The organism is Eubacterium sp. AF36-5BH, from assembly GCF_003460505.1.
GTDB lineage: Bacteria > Bacillota > Clostridia > Lachnospirales > Lachnospiraceae > Eubacterium_G.
In genome coordinates this window covers 1-18,968 of the sequence record NZ_QTVG01000006.1, presented here as the reverse complement: position 1 = coordinate 18,968, position 18,968 = coordinate 1, and the positions used below count along the sequence as shown (strand labels likewise).

The following is an 18,968-nucleotide window of genomic DNA, read 5'->3' as shown; positions in this document are numbered from 1 at the left end:
TTATGTTTCTTTTTTATTTACATGAATCGCCAATTATCTTTAAGAAGTCATCAACACTCTTGCTTCCATTTGAAACGCTCTGAATTTCGCTTTCAATACTTGTCTTAAATGTTGAAGGACCGCAATCGTTAATAGGTGTTCCTGATAAGCTTGTTGCATTGTTTACTGCATCAACAAACTGCATCTGTAATTTTGTTTCTTTTCCTGTCATGTATGCTGACTGATCCTGAGCTGACATTCCAACTCCGTTTTCCCAACCATACTTTGAAAGTTTATCTGGCTGATACATATAATTTAAGAATTTAATAGCTTCTTCTTTGTGTTCTGATTTTGAAGATACTGCGTATCCACCACCATTCCAAGCTGCAATGTCTGTAGCTTTTCCTTTGCCACCGTCAATTATTGGCATTGTAAATACTCTGATGTTTTCTCTAATTTCCTTAGGAATGTCTTCATTTAATGCCATTGAAGCTTCCCAACTACCCATGTAGAACATAGCTGCCTGTCCGTTTGTGAAAAGGTTTTGCGCTGTTCCGTAATCCTGTGAGTCATATCCCTTCTGGAACATCTTAGCATCTGCTGTCTGCTTTAAAATTTCTGTAGCCTTCTTAATATTTGCATCTGAGAAGTCACCCTTCTTAATTGCATCTGAAACAGTACTTGAATAATCAGAACCTGTTAATTTGTAAAGAATGTCTGAAAGGTAAACAGCCATTGGCCATCCATCTCCACCATCCATTGCAAGAGGAATAATTCCCTTATCATTAATCTTCTTAGCAAGTTCTAACAATTCATCATATGTCTTTGGAACTGTCCATCCATTTTCCTTAAACATTTTTTCATTATAATAGAAACCTGCAACGTCTGTGTTTCTTGGAAGACCATATAATTTTCCATCTTTCTTAAAGCCATCTAATGAACCTGAAATGAATCCGTAATCTTTGTAGTCATCTTCATTTAACTCAGCTAAAACTCCTGCATCAAGAACTTCATCTAAGAATGAAGGCTGTCCCCAAATACTAACAACATCCGGCATACCTTCCATTGAATAAGCCTTGAACTTTGTTTTGTAAGCTTCCTCATCTAAAGCTTCAACCTTAATAGTTACGTTTTTGTTTTCCTTCATATACTCATCAATAATCTGCTGTTCAACAAGACCCTGACCATTCTTTCTGTCTGGAAGATTTGTGAACACCTTGAGAGTAACCTTGTCGTCTCCCTTCTTTGCACTACTGTTTGTGTCTGCACTCTTTCCACATCCAACAGCCATAGTAACAACCATAGTCAACGCAAGCACAGTTGATAAAAATTTTTTTCTCATACTAATTCTCCTCCTCTTTCTTTAAAAATTTTTCATCCCTTTGTGTGATAACCAAATAGTATCATTTAAAATAGTTTTTAAACAGATGTAAATCTTACAAAAAGGTGTAAAATCTTCGACTATTAAAATTTACACCTTTTTAAATCTTTTTATGAACCTTATAAGCAATCTTATGAAGTTAAAACCCTTTAACATTATTTTATAAACTATTATGGTTACACTTTTTAAGTATATGAGACATGTAATTTATATATTCTTATTTTTTAACCAATTCCAGAAGGGAATTGATTACCTTCTTAATGCATCCACAATCAGATTTATGTCGTTTTTTTTACATTTGTCAGTTTATTCTTGACCATATAAGCATATAGCGATATGGTTAATACAGTTTAATTTTTTAAGCTTATACAAATATTGAGTTATTGAAAAAGGAGGAAAGCTATGAAATTCAAAACTATTTTATCAAGTTTGATTTTAGCAATAGCAGTAATAATTGCTCAGAAATTAAACTATATGGTAGAGGCCAAGGTAAGCACTACATATAATGCTACATATCAATTTGTATGGTGTTCAATTATTATGCTGGTTTTAGGCATTGTAGTCGGATTAAATGTAATATGGATTTTAGAGGCATCTAGTTATATTGATACTATTGTAGCCATAGTGCTTCAGATTGTAGCTGCGGTTGTTGGCTTCGAAGTATTTCAAACTATAACATTTTTGCCATTTATGATAATAGGCGTTTATGTTTGCATACTAACATTACAGCTAATAAAAAAATCTAAATAAAAAATGACAATAAAAATACGATGCAACAAATTTATTGCATCGTATTTTTTCTTAAATTATATAATTTTTAACTTATTTTAATTTCCAAATATCTTCATTGTACTGTTCAATAGTCCTATCTGATGAGAAGAATCCTGCATTTGCAATATTTACAAGCATTTTCTTAGCCCATTCCATTCTATTGTTGTATTCTGCATAAGCTTTTTCTTTTGTTTCAACATACTGGTCAAAATCAGGAAATGTCATAAACCAGTCTTTGTTTAATAGTTCATTTTTTAATCTTTCAAGATTTTCTCTATTACCAACCTTTAACATTTCATCGCTTGTAATAAAATCAACAGCTTCTTTTATTTTTTCGTTGCTTTTGTAATAATTTCTTGAAACATAATCAGACTTAGCATAATGTTCGATTACTTCATCGCTTGATTCACCAAAAATGTAAATGTTGTCATCTCCTACAAATTGGTGAATTTCTACATTTGCGCCATCTTCAGTTCCTAAAGTTACTGCTCCATTAAGCATAAACTTCATGTTTCCTGTACCGCTTGCTTCTTTTGATGCTAATGAAATCTGTTCTGAAATATCACAGGCAGGAATAAGTTTTTCTGCTAATGTTACATTATAATTTTCAACCATTACTACATTTAAGTAAGGGCTAACTTTCGGATCATTGTTTACGATTTTCTGTAAACATAAAATCAAATGAATAATATCCTTAGCAATAATGTAAGCAGGGGCAGCCTTTGCGCCAAAAATTACTGTAATTGGAGTTTCAGGTTTGTTACCTTTCTTTATTTCTAAATATTTGTGAATAACATATAAAGCATTCATCTGCTGACGTTTATATTCATGTAAACGTTTAATTTGAATATCAAAAATTGAATTTTCATTTAAATTAATTCCCTGTGTGTCAGCTAAATATTTTTTCAACTTATTCTTATTATCAGCCTTAATTTCAAGCAATTTGTTTAAAGCATCCTGATTATCCATAAGGCTTTCAAGTTTCTTAAGCTCCATTGCATCCTTCTTAAATCCATCACCTATCCATGCCTGAATCTGGTCTGATAATTCACTGTTACAATGAAGAAGCCATCTTCTAAATGTAATTCCGTTTGTTTTGTTATTAAACTTCTCAGGATAAATTTTGTAGAAGTTATTAAGTTCTGAATTCTTTAAAATTTCAGTGTGAAGTGCTGCCACACCATTTACACTAAATCCATAATGAATATCGATGTGAGCCATGTGTACAGTATCATTTTTATCTATAATAACAACACTTTCATCATCAAACTGTCTTCTTACTTTATCATCTAAAATTTCAATAATTGGTACTAACTGCGGAACAACTTCCTGTAAATAACTAATTGGCCACTTTTCCAAAGCTTCTGACAAAATAGTATGGTTTGTGTATGCACATGTTTTCTTTACCACATTAATTGCATCATCTATTGACATACCTTCCTGAACTAACAAACGAATTAATTCAGGAATTACCATTGTTGGATGAGTATCATTTATTTGGATTACTGCATAATCATAAAGGTCATATAAATTGCTTCCTTTTGCCTTGCACTCATCAATTATAAGTCTTGCTCCATTACTTACCATAAAATACTGCTGGTAAATTCTTAATTTTCTTCCTGCCTCGTCGCTGTCATCAGGATATAAAAATAATGTAAGGTTCTTAGCTATGTCATTTTTATCAAAGTCAATTCCATCACCTACAATATTTTCATCTACTGTATCAATGTCAAATAATTCTAACTTGTTAGTTCTATTCTCATAACCTGTAACTGAGATTTCGTACATTCTTGATGTAACTGTAAAATCCTTAAACTGAACTGGATATGTTACGTCTGTCTTCTTGAGCCATGTATTTTCACCAATCCAAGGATTAGGTGTTTCTTTCTGCATATTGTTTTCAAAAACCTGTTTAAACAATCCTAAATGATAATTAATTCCAATACCTGAGCCTGGAAGGCCTAATGTTGCAATTGAATCTAAGAAGCAGGCTGCAAGTCTTCCAAGACCACCATTACCAAGTGATGGCTCAACTTCTATTTCTTCAATTTCTGAAATATTCTTTCCTGCCTGTGTTAACATTTCTTTTACTTCATTGTAAATGCCAAGATTAATCATGTTGTTTGAAAGCAATTTTCCAATAAGAAATTCTGCTGAAATATAGTAAACTTTTTTCTTTCCTTCGTTGCTTTCTTTTTCATCTGCTAACTGCTGTGTAATGTTTAAAAGTCCATTATAAATTTCGCTGTTACTACTTTGTGAAATTTCTTTTCCTAACTGCTGCTGTAATCTTTCTTTAATATTCATATATAAAACCCTTTCCTTAAAAAGCCTTTTAATTAAAATGCATTATAAGATGTGTTTATGCACTACCATAAAAGGTGTCAATAGTTACGTTATTGTTTTACCTGCTGGCTTTACTGTACCAGTCTTTTGTTATTAGTAATATATCATCATTTTTTAGTGTATTCTTGCAATATTATCTCATTTTATTGTACAATACTATCATCAATATATTATTTCCATAAATACTGGTTTCAATTAGGAGTTTTTATGAATACAATAGAGTTTCAAACTTATAAAGAGCAAAAATCACATACCACAGATGAGTTTCCATACAACACTTACCTTTGTACAATTCCGCTTGATTTTCCATCTGTGCCAATTCACTGGCATGAAGAAATTGAGTTAATTGTTATCCAAAAAGGAAAGGGACTTGTCACTTTAGATTTTATTGAATATGAAGTTGAAGCCGGCAATACCATTATTGTACTCCCGGGGCACCTACACTCTATACGTGAAATTTCAGGAGAACGTATGGAATATGAGAATATTATTTTTAAGAAAGAACTTCTGTTTTCTGCAAAAGAAGATATTATAAATTCAAAATTTTTTGAGCCTTTATTTAGAGGTGAAATTAATATCCAAAATTTTATTACACCGAAACTTTCTTTCTATGATGATTTTTCTAACATTATAAAAAATATGGATTCATTAAGCGAAAAAAGAGATTTTGGTTTTCAGATTATGATAAAAAGCAATTTATTTAAACTTTTTTATATTCTTATTCAAAACATGAAAGCTGCCCAATCTAAAGATAATAAGAAATCTGAAGAGAAGGTTAAGGAAATTATTTCTTATATTCATGAACATTATTATGAAGATATTAAACTTAAAGAAGTTGCTGATTTTTGTAATTACAGCCCATCTCACTTTATGCGCTTTTTTAAGGAACATCTGCACACAAGCTTCACTAAATACTTAAATGACTATCGATTAATTCAGACAAAAAAACTTTTAAGCGAAAGCGATTTAAGCATTCTGGAAGTAGCCGGGAGATGTGGGTTTAATAATATTTCATATTTTAATAGGCTCTTTAAGCAAAAATATAACCTAACTCCTAGGGAGTTGCGGGGGTGAAATAAAATCAGTAACATTGATTGAAAAACTCATTGCAAAATCGAAGTTTTTTCCAATACATTAAATAATGTATTTTCGGTTTTTCTGATATTTTATGTGTTATAATCCTATTAAAACTGTTGAAAAAATCTTAATTGTTTGCATACCAAAATAGCGGCTAGCATTTTCTTCTGCAAAAGTTATTGCAACAACTTCTTAAAAATCACAATGATTTTGTTGCGTTAATTTTTTCAATTAAGGTTTTATATTTTTAATCTGACAGCATCAAGCTCAATTCGTATTGGAATGAATCTAACATATTATTATGAATGTTTATTGCTTCTGCTGTATCATAGTCAATAAGCTTGTCATTTTTAATTGCAACAATTCGGTTTTGTTTTCCCTGAGTTAAAATTTCAACAGCATAAGCACCCATTAATGAACCATACATTCTGTCCTTTGCTGTTGGATTGCCACCACGCTGTATGTAGCCTAACACAGATACTCTTGATTCTATGCCTGTTTTCTCGCAAATTATTTCTGCCAGTTTTGGTGCATCTGTAACGCCCTCTGCAACTACTACCAAGTAACTGTTTCTTCCCTCTGCGTGTCGCTGTTTTATTGCATCAGTAATTGTGTCATAATTACCATTCCATTTTTCAGGAAGTACGATAGCCTCTGCAGATGTTGCCATCCCTGCCCATAAAGCAATGTAACCTCTTTTTCTACCCATTACCTCAACAACACTACATCTTCCATGGGAAATTGAAGAATCTCTTATCTTATCAATTGCCTCTGTAGCAGTATTTGCAGCTGTATCAAAACCTAATGTGTATTCGCTACATGAAATATCTCTGTCGATTGTTCCAGGGATGCACACAACATTGACACCCTGTTCTTTAAAATCAATTGCGCCTCTAAGAGTTCCATCCCCTCCGATTGCAACTAACGCATCTACATTGTTTGCTCTAAGATTTTCTGCTGCCTGTTCTCTATATTTTGTTTCAAGAAATCTTTCACTTCTACTTGTTAAAAGAAAAGTTCCTCCCTGACTATTAATATTTCTCACATCATCTAATGTAAGGTCTTTTGTCTCCCAATCAATTAACCCTTCATATCCTCTGTAAATTCCCACAACTTCTATATTATGATGAAATGCACTAAACACAACCGCCCTAACAGCTGAGTTCATTCCCGGTGCGTCTCCACCACTTGTTAAAACTGCAATTTTTTTAATATCTTTCATATTTTTTCTCCTGTATCTTTTTGATTTTTAGGCTTGTTTTCATAAATCATTACATGTAATTATTTTCTCCGATAATTATTCTAACAACGAGTATTTTTTATGTCAATAAATTCAATTTACATGCCAAATTATTTGCAGTTAATATTTTGAATAGAAAAAGCGTAAATTCTTTATACCTTTCCAAAATCAAGCTATTTTAAAATTTTGAAAATGGTATAGAATTTACGCTTTCGCTTATTATTTTATTTAATTATAACTGTTGCCCTATGCAACTGCTTTTTCTGTATTCTTTTCGAATAATTTCTTAACACCCTGTACTGCAACGATTACACCAAGGATTAAAAGTAAAATTGCAAAGATTAACTGCAATGTGTTTCCAAGTGTTAATCCTGTTGAAAGGAATGCGCCACCTAATTTGTAAATTGTCATTCCAAGAGCTGTAAATGTTACTGCCATCATGAAGAACATAGGTACCCATAACATCCAACCCTGACGTTTTGTTTTCTTCAAGAATACTGCACATGCTACTAAAGCAAGAACTGATAATAACTGGTTTGCTGAACCAAATAATGGCCAAATTTCTGCATAACCAACTTTTGCAAGTAAGAATGAAAGTACCAATGTAATGATTGTTGCAAAATATTTGTTTGTTACTACCTTCTGGAATGGTGTCATATTTTCTTCTGTTACTCCTTCATCTAAGAAGAATTCCTGGAATGAAAGACGACCAACTCTTGCTACTGAATCAAGTGATGTTAAAGCAAATGCTGAAACTGCTAAGTTAATTAATGTAAATACTAAGCTATGTGGCAAACCAATAACTGATAAGAAGTTTGCGATTGCACCTGCGAAAATCTGTGGCTGTGTTGTTAAGCCCTGTGCTGCTGCTTCGCCTTTTGCAAATGAAGCAACTGCGATTAATGCGATTACTGCAAGCATACTTTCCATAAGCATTGCACCAAATGATACTGGTAACATGTTCTTTTCATTTTTAATCTGCTTTGAAGCTGTACCTGATGAAACAAGTGAATGGAAACCTGATACAGCACCACATGCGATTGTTACAAATAAAATTGGGAACATATACTGTCCATCTACATTAAAGCTTGTAAATGCCTGTAAGTTACATGATGGATTTGAAACAAATACACCGATAACAGCACCTACAATCATAAATATTAACAAATAACTGTTTAAGTAATCTCTAGGCTGTAATAATGCCCAAACAGGAACTACGCTGGCAACAAAAATGTAAGCAAAAATTAAAATGTGCCATGTTTCTCTTGTTAAGTAAATTGGGAAGTTTAAGCCAATTACAACTGCTGCTATTAACATAACAATTGCTATTGCTGTGTTAATCCATTTATGTAATTTTCCATATTTTAAAATCATACCTAATGCAACAGCTTCAAATATAAATAGAATTGATGTTGTTGCTACTGCACCGTTTGCTGCAACTTTCTTTACAGCTTCACCTGCTACTGTAGGTACTGTAAAGCCGTTAAATGTTCCGGCTACAACGTCTGCAAATGCTGCAACTACTAAAATACAGAATAACCAGCAGAATAATAAGAATAATTTCTTTCCTAATTTTCCAATATATTCTTCGATAATATAACCAATTGTACGACCTTTATTTTTTACTGATGCGTACATTGATGCAAAATCCTGAACAGCTCCAAAGAATACACCACCTATAAGTATCCATAATAAAACCGGTAACCATCCGAAAATTGCTGCCTGAATAGGACCGTTAATTGGGCCTGCACCTGCGATAGATGCAAACTGATGTCCAAATACTACGTTTGTATCAGCTGGCACATAGTCAACTCCATCTTCCATTTCATACGCTGGAGTTTTTGCGTTAGGATCAATTCCCCACTTTTTCTGAAGATAGCGACCGTAGAGAAGATATGCTCCTCCAAGAACTACGATTGCAATCACCATCATTAAGATTCCATTCATTTGTATTACCTCTCTTCTTCTTTATTATTTGGATTGCTACGTGCAATCTAATATTTTTTATTACTTGGATTGCTACGTACTTCGTACTCCCGCAATCCAAATAACATACTTACATTATTTTTTATTACCTTGGATTGCTACGTACTTCGTACTCCCGCAATCCTAGCAATTTGCTTGCTTATACTATATTTTTTTATTATTTGGATTGCTACGTACTTCGCACTCCCGCAATCCAAATAACATACTTACATTATTTTTATTACCTTGGATTGCTACGTGCTTCGCACTCTCGCAATCCTAGCAATTTGCTTGCTTATACTATATTTTTTTATTATTTGGATTGCTACGTACTTCGCACTCCCGCAATCCAACCCACACATTCGCATATCGCCCGACTTCGTCGTGCTTTTATGCTCATTTGTGGGGCGTGTTGTCAATAGGTAAATGCACCTTTGTGCAAGCACAGGTGCATTTACCTATTGCAACACTGTAATAAAAAAATAAAAACGCCTTTGTTGTCCTAGGACAACAAAGGCGGATAAATCATTTCCGTGGTACCACTTTGTTTGAGATAACTATTGCTAATTATCACCACTTAACACTGTCTAAATAAACAGTTTCTTCTGTAACGTGAAGAACACGTCCCTGCCTACTAACTAAAAGCTTTAGGAGAGATGCTCCAGGGTGATGTTACAATAAGGCTTTTCTTCCGATTCTCAGCTACCTCGGTTCTCTGTAATCAAGCTACTCTTTGCAATGTATCCCTTTCAACGCAACTTGTTATTTGTTTGTCTTTTTATATTTTATCACTTATTGTCGAATCTTGCAAGGTTAAATTTTGCACAGATTTTTTTGATATTTCTTAATATTTTTGTGACAATTTTTAAATAATGTCCCTTTATTTATCGTAGTAAATCCTTTTCCATTAAAAATTTCAGTTTCATTTTGCTTGTTTTATTTTCGAATTCAACTTCAATTGTATCCCCTGAAATCCTTTTAACTACACCTTCTCCCAAAGTTTTGTGCTCTATTTTTCCTGTATTTTTTATTTCTTCATACTTATCCCAGTATTCTGACTCTGTAATAATTTTACTTGATGTTTTATAACCTTTTTTTGAATTATTGTAGGCATAAGGTTTGGTTTTTCCTATATTATTCGTCCTTTTTCTTTCCGTTTTTGTAACTATTGGTGTGCTTTCGCCTTTACCAATTGGAGCTGTTGGCGCTTTTGTTCCTAACAATTCACAAATAAAAGTATTACTGCCTTTTTTTGAAAAAATACAAAGATTATTTTTCGCCCTTGTTACGGCAACATAAAATAAACGTCTTTCTTCCTCATATATTTTTATTTCTTCATCTGTTGCTTTTTTCCCTGGTATATATTCAGGAAAAACACCATCTATCGCATCCATTATGTACACATTATCAAATTCCAGACCTTTGCTGGAATGCATTGTGGAGAAAATCAGATTACAGCTAGCGTCATTTTCTTTATTTCTTACAAGTTGTTCCAGTTCTTTCAAACGAGCCACAAAATCAAATACGGACCTTTGATTCTGTGCTATTGTCTGCAATATTTCCAACTTACCATCTTTTATATGATTTTTTTCAAGGTAGTCTTTATAACCCATTGCATTTATAATTCTAAAAAGACCGCTGGCACCATTTTCGTTTGCGAGATTTTTCATATGCAACTTAATCTCTTTTACGCTTTTCACCGTTCCTTTAGGTGTCTGTGGACACTGAAGAACTGCATCTAGTAGGGAAATATTTTTTTCTTTGCTAATTACGCAAGCTTTTTCAGCAACGACTTTTCCCACGTAAGTATTTATTTTAAAATAAATCTGCATAAACATCTCTGTATTTGTCTGGTCTTTTGAAAAATTAATTATGTTTTCAATATCCATTACAACTTTGTTAGTAAAAAAAGTTAAATCTTTATTTTTGATTTTGTATGGTATGTTATTCTGCTCTAGCAAATCTATTACCGGCAAAATACTTTCATTATCCCTGTACAACACAGCTGTTTCATTTTCACAATCTGTTACTACTTTCTCTAAATATTTGTACTGCCCTTTTCTTGTTTTTATGTCGATTAATCTAATTTTATTATTGTTTGGTCTAAAAGCCTTCATTTTCTTTTTATGTCGCAGAGTATTTTTTTGAATAAACCTGTCTGCTGCCACAACAATTTCACCATTAGATCTAAAGTTTTCTTCCATTAAGAGAATCTTTCCGTTAGGATATGTTTTTTCAAATTCCAACAACGCTTCGGGATATGCAGCTCTGAAACCGTAAATACTTTGATCCTCATCTCCTACCATAAAGATGTTTTTGTATTTGCCACCAAGTATTCTAATGATTTCATGTTGAACTTTTGAAGTGTCCTGTGCTTCGTCAACAGAAATAAACTGATATTTTTCCTGAAAATATTCAAGAATTTCAGGTATTGATTTAAGAAGATTCAGGGCGTAAACCATTTGGTCATCATAGTCCATTAATGATTTTCTGCTTAACTCTCTGTTATACATTTCATAAATTTCTAATAATTTTATCTTCTCCTGATTTCCTAATTTCTCTATCTCTTTTTTTGATAACATCATGTTTTTTGCATAAGTAATCAGTGTTATAAGATTCTGAACATCACTTTCAAGAGGATAGCTACCCTGTATATGTTGATAGATTGCTGTTAAAAGCTTCACTTTAAAACCTTCATCTGGAATTAAATTATATGGCTTAATTCCCAGTCTTACTCCACAATAATGTATTATTTTGGCACATACTCCATTAATGGTCCTAAATTCAAGTCTTGATGCCATTTCTTCGCCAAAAATTCCAGCAAATCTTTTTTTCATTTCAATTGTAGCTGCCACTGTATATGTAAGTGTGAGAATTTTTTCTGGCATTATGTTTTTGCAATATATCATATAGCCCAATCTGTATACTAAAACAGTTGTTTTTCCACTTCCCGGCACAGCTAAAAGAAGGGTTGGCATCTCAATTGATGTAACCCCTTCAAGTTGTTGTTTTGTTAAATTTATTTGATATTTTCTGATAAATTCTTCTAATGTCATATTTTCCTCGATATGTTATTAATAAATCATAAATATTAAAAACATAAATTTTTAATCAATGCAATTTTTTATTTGTATGCTCTTAATTATCCGTGAACCTTTGGCTGTCTGTATAAATCTAATCATTTATATACTTTAAAATAATTTCTGCTGTTTTCTCTATTCCTATTACAGATGTGTCAATTGAAAGATTGTAATCTCTTGCATCTCCCCACACTGCATCTGTACAATATTTGTGAAAAGATGCTCTTTTTTCGTCCACTTCCTTAATATTTTTAATTGCCTCTCTTCTGCTAATGCTATCACGCTCTGCCACATAATCAACTCGCCAAGCCTCGTTTCCATGGAGAAAGACCTTCATTACTTCAGGATTATCTTTGTAAATAATGTTTGCACAGCGTCCAATTATAACTGCGTTTTTATCCTTGGTTACTTCTTTTATAAAATCAAGTGCCTTAGACATTGGCTTTTCGTTTCCAAAACTCATGGCTATTCCATACAAAAGACTGTTTACCGGTCTTTCATTAAAAAAGTCGCTAAACTCATCTTCCTTCCCAAGTTTTCTTGCTTCTTCTAATAATCTATTTTTATCAAAAAGTTCCAGACCTAATTTGTCAGCTAAAATCTGTGCCACTTCATGACCGCCACTTCCACATTGTCTTGCTATTGTAATAATCATGTTTTACCTCCCAGAATTTGAATTTTACATATAAATATTTTCATTTTGTAAACGTCATGTTTAGTATATCCTGTTTTAATTTTCAAGATATTCATGCATATATTATCATTTTTTTAATATTAACATATAAATTATTGCGTAACTTTTGAGATATTCACGTATTTATTTTAATTTTAGAAATAGTCGTATGTTTACAGAAAATTAGCGAAAACTGATGCTCCTATCATTGTTAAAATTCCTGCTATTACTATGGACAAACTACTCATTGCCCCTTCTATTTCTCCCATTTCCATTGCCTTTGCTGTGCCGATGGCATGTGAGGCTGTCCCAATTCCAATTCCTTTTGCCACTGGATTAGTTATTCTGAAAATTTTACAAACCACATCTGCAAGTATGTTTCCAAGAACTCCTGTTATGATTATAACTGCCACTGTAATTGTTACATAACCACCAAGTTCCTCTGAAACACCCATACCAATTGCTGTCGTAATTGACTTTGGAAGTAGTGTAACATACTCTTTATGGTTGAAACCAAACAATAACGCAAACGCCAAAATACATCCCAGACTTGTTAATACCCCTGATAAAATACCAAGAAATATAGCCCAAATATTTTCTTTTAAAAGTCTAATCTGCTGATATAACGGTATAGCAAGGCATACTGTTGCCGGTGTTAATAAGTAGCCTAAATATTGGGCACTTTTATTATAACTCTCATAATCTACGTTAAATATCCCCAAACATATAATTACAAAAATAATAGAAATAAGTAGTGGGTTAAAAACGGCAAGCTTAAATTTTCTTTTTAGAAGCATACCTAATTCATAACCTAAAACACTTATAACTATCCCAATTGTTGTTGAATTAATTACTACCTGATTCATTTTTTTTGCTCCTTTTTTTAATTACAAACTGTGTAACTTTTCCAGCTACCACTATTACCAGAATTGTTGAGATAATGGTGATTACAATTAACGGAATTAACATGCCTTTTAACTGATTCCAGTAAACAACAATTCCCACACCGGAACCAATAAACATAATGGGCATGATTTCTATTAAAAATGAACCTGATTCTCTTACGCTGTCAACTTTTACAATTCCTGTTACAAGAAATAACATCATCAGACAAAGACCATATATACTTGATGGAATTGCCAATGGAATCAAATATTTTAAAACCTCTCCCAAACAGGTAACAAACATGATGATTCCAAACTGTCTCATGTACTTCATAATTTTGCTTGTCTCCTTTATTCTTTTATTTTATTATTAGCATATTTGTAGAAAATAAATTTTATGGTGAAACAGAAAAAGCCTGTATCATTGTAAAATTCTAAACTCTATTGGCAAATTGCAGATATTGCTCTGCAAAGCCACATACAATGATACAGACTTTTTTTAATTTTATCTAGTACTTAATGCAATTTGTAAATTTAATTTTTGCATTATTGAAAATAACATTACTCTTAAAAGGTTCTAGCTGGGAACTTCTTTTTCAGTTTTTTACACCCTGCAAAAGCTTTTCTTCCCACTTTAATTTTTTTGTTCTTATAATACTTAACAGTCTTAAGATTGCTACATTTATAAAATGCCTTTGTTCCAATTTTTGTTAAATACTTTGATTTAATAGCAATGGTTTTTAGTTTTTTGTAACCCTTAAAGCCATTTGCATTAATTTCAGTAACTCTACATTTTTTGCCTTTTATTTTTACAAATGAAGGTATAACAAGTTTCTTAATTTTCTTGTTTTTACCGGAAATTGCTACCTTTGTAATGCCCTTCTTTGTAGATTTTACTTTGTATTTAAACTTACCAACAGTATATGTTTTTCCTACTTTTATTGTCGGTTGTGCTTTTACCTTTAATGTTTTTAATGTTTTAAAGGTATTAGCATTTGTATAAAATTCTTCACCTTCACTGTTAGTTACTTTTCCATACCAACTGTATTCGCTATCCGCTTTCAAGCCTGAGTATGTATATGAAACTTTGCCTGTTTTCCCATTTACACTCTTGATTGCGTCAGCTGTCTCCACAAAGCCATTAATTGAATTTGTTATCAGGCTTTGTTTTTTATCAACATAATTATAATTTAATTCTACAATATCCTGCTTATAAACAACTGTTCCCTGGTTGTAATTTTCCAACTTAGGATTGTCATAATAATTGAAATCCTTCTTATATGGAGAATATGAATTAACATAAATCTTATTGTTTTTCAAATCAAAATATAACAGTTTAACGTATTCGGCTCCTCCCTGGGCGTTCGATTGATAGTCAGTACAAATTTCATAAACAGTTCTTTCTTTTACGCCATCCTTGTCGTCATCAAATCCCATTACATTCATGCTGGCACCACTGTAATGTCCGTTTAACACTGCTATTACGTTAGGGTTCTTAGCAACAACATTAGTCTGAATCAACTTTCCTGCATAGTCTGTAATCGGTGTGTTTGCTTTTTCAGAACCTCTTGTGTAACGGTGAAGGGCAATGATTGCTTTTCTGTTAGGATATTTTTTCAACACCTGATTCATCCAGTTAATTTCATTTGTGTAAATATCCCAGCTCATATATAAAATAATAAAATCCTGTCCATTCTCAGTAATTAAATCATAATGACCTAAGTTATTCTTATATGAACCACCATAATAATCTTTGTTTTTAAATCTGTCTGCACCAAAGTATTTTTGATAATTTGTGTAATTTTCCAAACCGGCGCCAACATCGTGATTTCCAGCCAAAACACCATATGGCATGCCTGCATCATCAAAAATCTTCATTGCAGTGTCGGCATTTTTCCACTGAGTCTCCATGTCATAATCATCGGTAATATCACCTGTATGTAGGACATACTTGATTTTCCAATCTTTCTTATTGTCCACAATCCACTGATTCATGTTTTTATAATGATATGGAAAACTTTCTGCATATATCTGTGTGTCTGTTTCCCATGCAAATGCAAAATCATAATTTTCAGGTTTTCCTGTTCCATCCCATGACGTCTGGTTAGCAACTTTTGTGACTTCACTTTGCTCTATTTCAGGATTGCCGTCCTTAGCAATTACCTGTACTGCAACTGTTGCCTTATCATCTTTTACATAGTCCTTGGCTACAAATTTACCTGTTATTTTTCCTGATTTTTCCTCGCCAATAGCTTTCCACTTGCCTGTATTTATATTTTGAACAAACATTGTAAGCTTATGGTCACTGTCAGTTCCTGTGGTTTTTCCACTCCAATTAACAACAATTTTCTCCTGAGCTTTAACACTTCCTGTGTTCACCTTAAAAATTTCATAGGGAGCTTTGCCATTGTTACCTGAAACAACCTGTCCTTTCACTATACCGTTGTTTGCCACATTTAAGGCTTTGCCCTTGTAAAAAGTTACATTAGTTTTTTTACTGCCCACATTCACCGATAATGTAGCAGTATTGTTTGTAATCTTTTCTGTTGTACTTGTAATTGCAGAGTTTTTAACATTAAAAGTTACTGTTTTTTCAGTGATATTACCTGCCACATCTTTTGCCACAACTGCCAGCTGATGTGAACCTTCTTTTAGGTCGTCAGGAGAAATCACCCCTGGAAGTTCCACGTCTTTTCCATCTAATGTTACTGCAACGCTGTCTATGCCATTTGCATCTTTTGCCACATCACCTTCAGTGATTACAAGCTGTTTATTTAAAGTTGCTTTATCTTTTATGTCTATATTAATTGTAGGTTTTGTGTTATCAACTACGAAATCTACTTTTGTACTTTCCGGAATGCTGTTTGCTTCCTCCGACTGGTCATTGCTGTTTGCGATATTCGCTGTAGTTGTCTGCTGGCTACTATCCTGTGCATTCGCTGTAGTTGCCTGCTCGCTACTATCCTGTGCATTCGCTGTAGTTGCCTGCTGGCTGCTTTCCTGTGCATTTACTGTAGTTGTTTGATTGTTGCTATCTTGCGTATTCGCTGTAGTTGTTTGATTGTTGCTACTCTGATTCTCCTGGGCAACTATTGTGTACTTGCCGTCTTTTAGTTTAGTTGTATCAAGTAACCAGCCAACTGCGTCAACCTCTTTTTCAGGAATTGAAAATGAGACTGTCATTTTGCTTTCCATGCCCTTTGAGTCACCGATTGCATGAACTGCTGAAAGTTCAGTGCTTGTATTTATTTTTGAATTATCCGGTACAATCTTTGTTGGCAAATATACCGAACCATTTGGCAATTTCATCTGTAGTTGAGACACTTTGTAATCGTCCCTGTTTTCGCTAAAGACTTCCGGATACAATGTTTCTTCAAAAGAAGTTCCTGTGTTTCCTGCCCAAAGAGTAAGGTCAACATCGTAAGCCTTTGTTTGCTCATTATATTTAAAATATTTATTATCCACCCTGATTACTTTTGTCATTGTGGAATCTCGCCAAGGATTAAGCAAGGCCAAAATATCTTTTTGTCCATTACTTGTTGCTGTAACTGCATTTTTGTAGCCATTTGCTGTGTCTGCTGTCTGTACAATGAAATAGGCCCCATTTTCCAACATGGCTTTAGTGTTTTGCTTTTGATTATTTAATTTAACAGATATGTTGTTTTCTTTTCCGTCATTTACGGTAACAGTTTTGCTGCCTGAAATAACTTCTCCGGCATTAACATTTAGTCTTATTTTTCCTGTATCATTTTTTAATCTGTTAATTTTTACAGTATTTGCCGCCGACTTGCTAACGCCATAATATGTATAAGCTCTAACTTTAAAAGTAACCTGATCATGTCCAAACAAAATATCTGCCGGGATTTGCATAAAATAATGTCCCAGTCTTTTTTGAGTTTTTTCAGGAACCTTTGTCCACTTGGTTGCATCATCCAACTTGTACCATATTTCAGTTCCAATTAAATATGGTCTTTTTTTAAGTCTTGCCCCACCACTTGGTGTGTTGTGTGGGTTGCTTTCGTCTACATAATCTTTAAAAGCCTTGACTCTTTTTGCTGAAGTTGCGCCCACCAGCAAATCCACGTCATACATAACCTGAAGAGTTTCTCCCTCATTAATTGCCTCTGGTATTGTGTAATTTTCATCAGGACAAATTTCGAGTGTTGGCTTATTGCCATCATCAGCAGGATAATTTGCATTGCCATTTGCCAAAACTTCCTCGTCAATTTTGTTCCACGCACCTTTAATTTCTGCTGTTACTCCCGTAAAGCCTTCCGGTAAAACTTTTTCCACAGTTTCGGGACTTACTGCCTGTGTTTTTATATCATTTTCCTGTGCCGGGATTTGATTTGGTGCGGTAGCTATCATTGCTACTGCCAAGGTTAGTGATAAGATTCTTTTCGTTTTTAGTACCATAATAAACTTCCCCTTTTCTTTAAGTATTTTCACTACCTGTCTATTATAGCACTAAAAACAAAACATTTTACTTTAAATTTTTATCTTTGGAAAATCGTTCAAAAAATCAAACGTAAAATTTTACGTTTGATTTTCAGTCGTATTTTCAGTTTTCGTTTGGTTTTACGTTTGATTTTCAGTCGTATTTTCAGTTTTTGTTTTGCATTTGATTTTTAGTCATATTTTCAGTTTTTGTTTTGCGTTTGATTTTTGGTCGTAGTTATAACTTTTTGTTCCATATTTACTTTCAGTTACTTTACTTTTTTCTGTTTTAATATTTCCAATTTATCGTTTTACTTTACATAATCTAATTTCTTTCGTTTACACTTTTCATTTTATTAAGTCTCTCTGTACTTAACAGCATTAGTAATGTAAAAATTAAAATATACACAGGAAATAACGCTATTGTTATGTGTTGCGAAATTATACCAAATAGTGGTGGCATAAAAGTTGTACCCACATACGCAAATGCCATTTGTATTCCAATAACAGATTGTGAGTTCTCTTTTCCAAAATTAAATGGTATTGAATGTATAATTGATGGATAAATTGGTGCACATCCAAGTCCTATAATTATTAATGCAGTAAGGGGTATCGTATCTAATCCTGTAGGAATAAACATAAGTGCTAAGCCAACTACAATTACAACAATTTCCATTCAAATCATTTTTCTGTCACCTAGTCGGTCTGCTACAAATCCGCATAAAAATCTACCTATAGTAATTCCTATGTATACAAATGAAGCAAACTTCGCCTCCGTCTCATTGCTGATTCCACGATTGATTACAAGGTAACTTGAGCACCATAAAAATGTTCTCTGCTCATAAGGGTGGAATTTTGACTTGCTTTCTTTTTCTTACTTTACTACTTTCCCAGAATTTCCACCCCTTTGCTTGTTTCTCTGCTCATAGGGGTGGAATTTTGACTTGCTTTCTTTTTCTTGCTTTACTACTTTTCCAGGATTTCCACCCCTTTGCTTGTTTCTCTTCTCATAAGGGTGGATTTTTGACTTGCTTTCTTTTTCTTGCTTTACTACTTTCCAGGATTTCCACCCCTTTGCTTGTTTCTCCGCTCATAAGGGTGGAATTTTGACTTATTTTCTTTTTCTTGCTTTACT

At 33.1% G+C, this 18,968-nt stretch carries 12 protein-coding genes and 1 other annotated feature; of the genes, 2 read left to right on the top strand and 10 right to left on the bottom strand.

What is annotated here, in order from left to right:
* Positions 1-13: 13 nt before the first annotated feature.
* Positions 14-1,321 (bottom strand): extracellular solute-binding protein, encoded by a 1,308-nt coding sequence (locus DW006_RS07195; RefSeq protein WP_117999684.1) that lies wholly within the window; start codon positions 1,319-1,321, stop codon positions 14-16.
* 441 nt (positions 1,322-1,762) lie between these two features.
* Between DW006_RS07195 and DW006_RS07190 the strand changes: the two genes are divergently transcribed.
* Complete coding sequence (locus DW006_RS07190) at positions 1,763-2,110, top strand: hypothetical protein (protein WP_117999683.1); 348 nt, start codon at positions 1,763-1,765, stop codon at positions 2,108-2,110.
* 72 nt (positions 2,111-2,182) lie between these two features.
* Here DW006_RS07190 and DW006_RS07185 read toward each other — a convergent pair whose 3' ends face one another.
* Positions 2,183-4,438 (bottom strand): glycogen/starch/alpha-glucan phosphorylase, encoded by a 2,256-nt coding sequence (locus DW006_RS07185; protein WP_117999682.1) that lies wholly within the window; start codon positions 4,436-4,438, stop codon positions 2,183-2,185.
* 246 nt (positions 4,439-4,684) lie between these two features.
* On the opposite strand from DW006_RS07185, the gene DW006_RS07180 reads away from it, so the two are divergent.
* Complete coding sequence (locus DW006_RS07180; protein ID WP_117999681.1) at positions 4,685-5,551, top strand: AraC family transcriptional regulator; 867 nt, start codon at positions 4,685-4,687, stop codon at positions 5,549-5,551.
* Positions 5,552-5,801: 250 nt separating this feature from the next.
* Here DW006_RS07180 and DW006_RS07175 read toward each other — a convergent pair whose 3' ends face one another.
* The 8 genes from DW006_RS07175 to DW006_RS07140 all read right to left on the bottom strand — a co-directional run bounded on the left by DW006_RS07175 (position 5,802) and on the right by DW006_RS07140 (position 18,509).
* Positions 5,802-6,776, bottom strand: a complete 975-nt coding sequence (locus DW006_RS07175; protein ID WP_022164575.1) for an ATP-dependent 6-phosphofructokinase — start codon at positions 6,774-6,776, stop codon at positions 5,802-5,804.
* Positions 6,777-7,040: 264 nt separating this feature from the next.
* Positions 7,041-8,741: a carbon starvation protein A gene (locus tag DW006_RS07170; RefSeq protein WP_117999680.1), complete on the bottom strand. Its 1,701-nt coding sequence runs from the start codon at positions 8,739-8,741 to the stop codon at positions 7,041-7,043.
* Positions 8,742-9,268: 527 nt separating this feature from the next.
* Positions 9,269-9,521: a binding site (T-box leader), on the bottom strand.
* Positions 9,522-9,643: 122 nt separating this feature from the next.
* On the bottom strand, positions 9,644-11,815 hold the full coding sequence (locus tag DW006_RS07165) for an ATP-dependent helicase (protein WP_117999679.1): 2,172 nt from the start codon (positions 11,813-11,815) through the stop codon (positions 9,644-9,646).
* A 118-nt stretch (positions 11,816-11,933) separates the two neighbouring features.
* A complete protein-coding gene (locus DW006_RS07160) occupies positions 11,934-12,494 on the bottom strand; it encodes a cytidylate kinase-like family protein (protein ID WP_117999678.1) in 561 nt (186 codons plus the stop codon).
* Between the two features lie 191 nt (positions 12,495-12,685).
* On the bottom strand, positions 12,686-13,378 hold the full coding sequence (locus tag DW006_RS07155; protein WP_117999677.1) for an LrgB family protein: 693 nt from the start codon (positions 13,376-13,378) through the stop codon (positions 12,686-12,688).
* On the bottom strand, positions 13,359-13,730 hold the full coding sequence (locus DW006_RS07150) for a CidA/LrgA family protein (RefSeq protein ID WP_117999676.1): 372 nt from the start codon (positions 13,728-13,730) through the stop codon (positions 13,359-13,361). Before DW006_RS07150 ends, DW006_RS07155 begins: the two co-directional genes overlap by 20 nt.
* Before the next feature lie 233 nt (positions 13,731-13,963).
* Positions 13,964-17,812 carry a leucine-rich repeat protein gene (locus DW006_RS07145; RefSeq protein ID WP_117999675.1) on the bottom strand — a complete coding sequence of 1,283 codons (3,849 nt, stop codon included), beginning with the start codon at positions 17,810-17,812 and terminating at the stop codon, positions 13,964-13,966.
* A 346-nt stretch (positions 17,813-18,158) separates the two neighbouring features.
* Positions 18,159-18,509 carry a hypothetical protein gene (locus tag DW006_RS07140; RefSeq protein ID WP_117999674.1) on the bottom strand — a complete coding sequence of 117 codons (351 nt, stop codon included), beginning with the start codon at positions 18,507-18,509 and terminating at the stop codon, positions 18,159-18,161.
* Positions 18,510-18,968 lie beyond the last annotated feature (459 nt).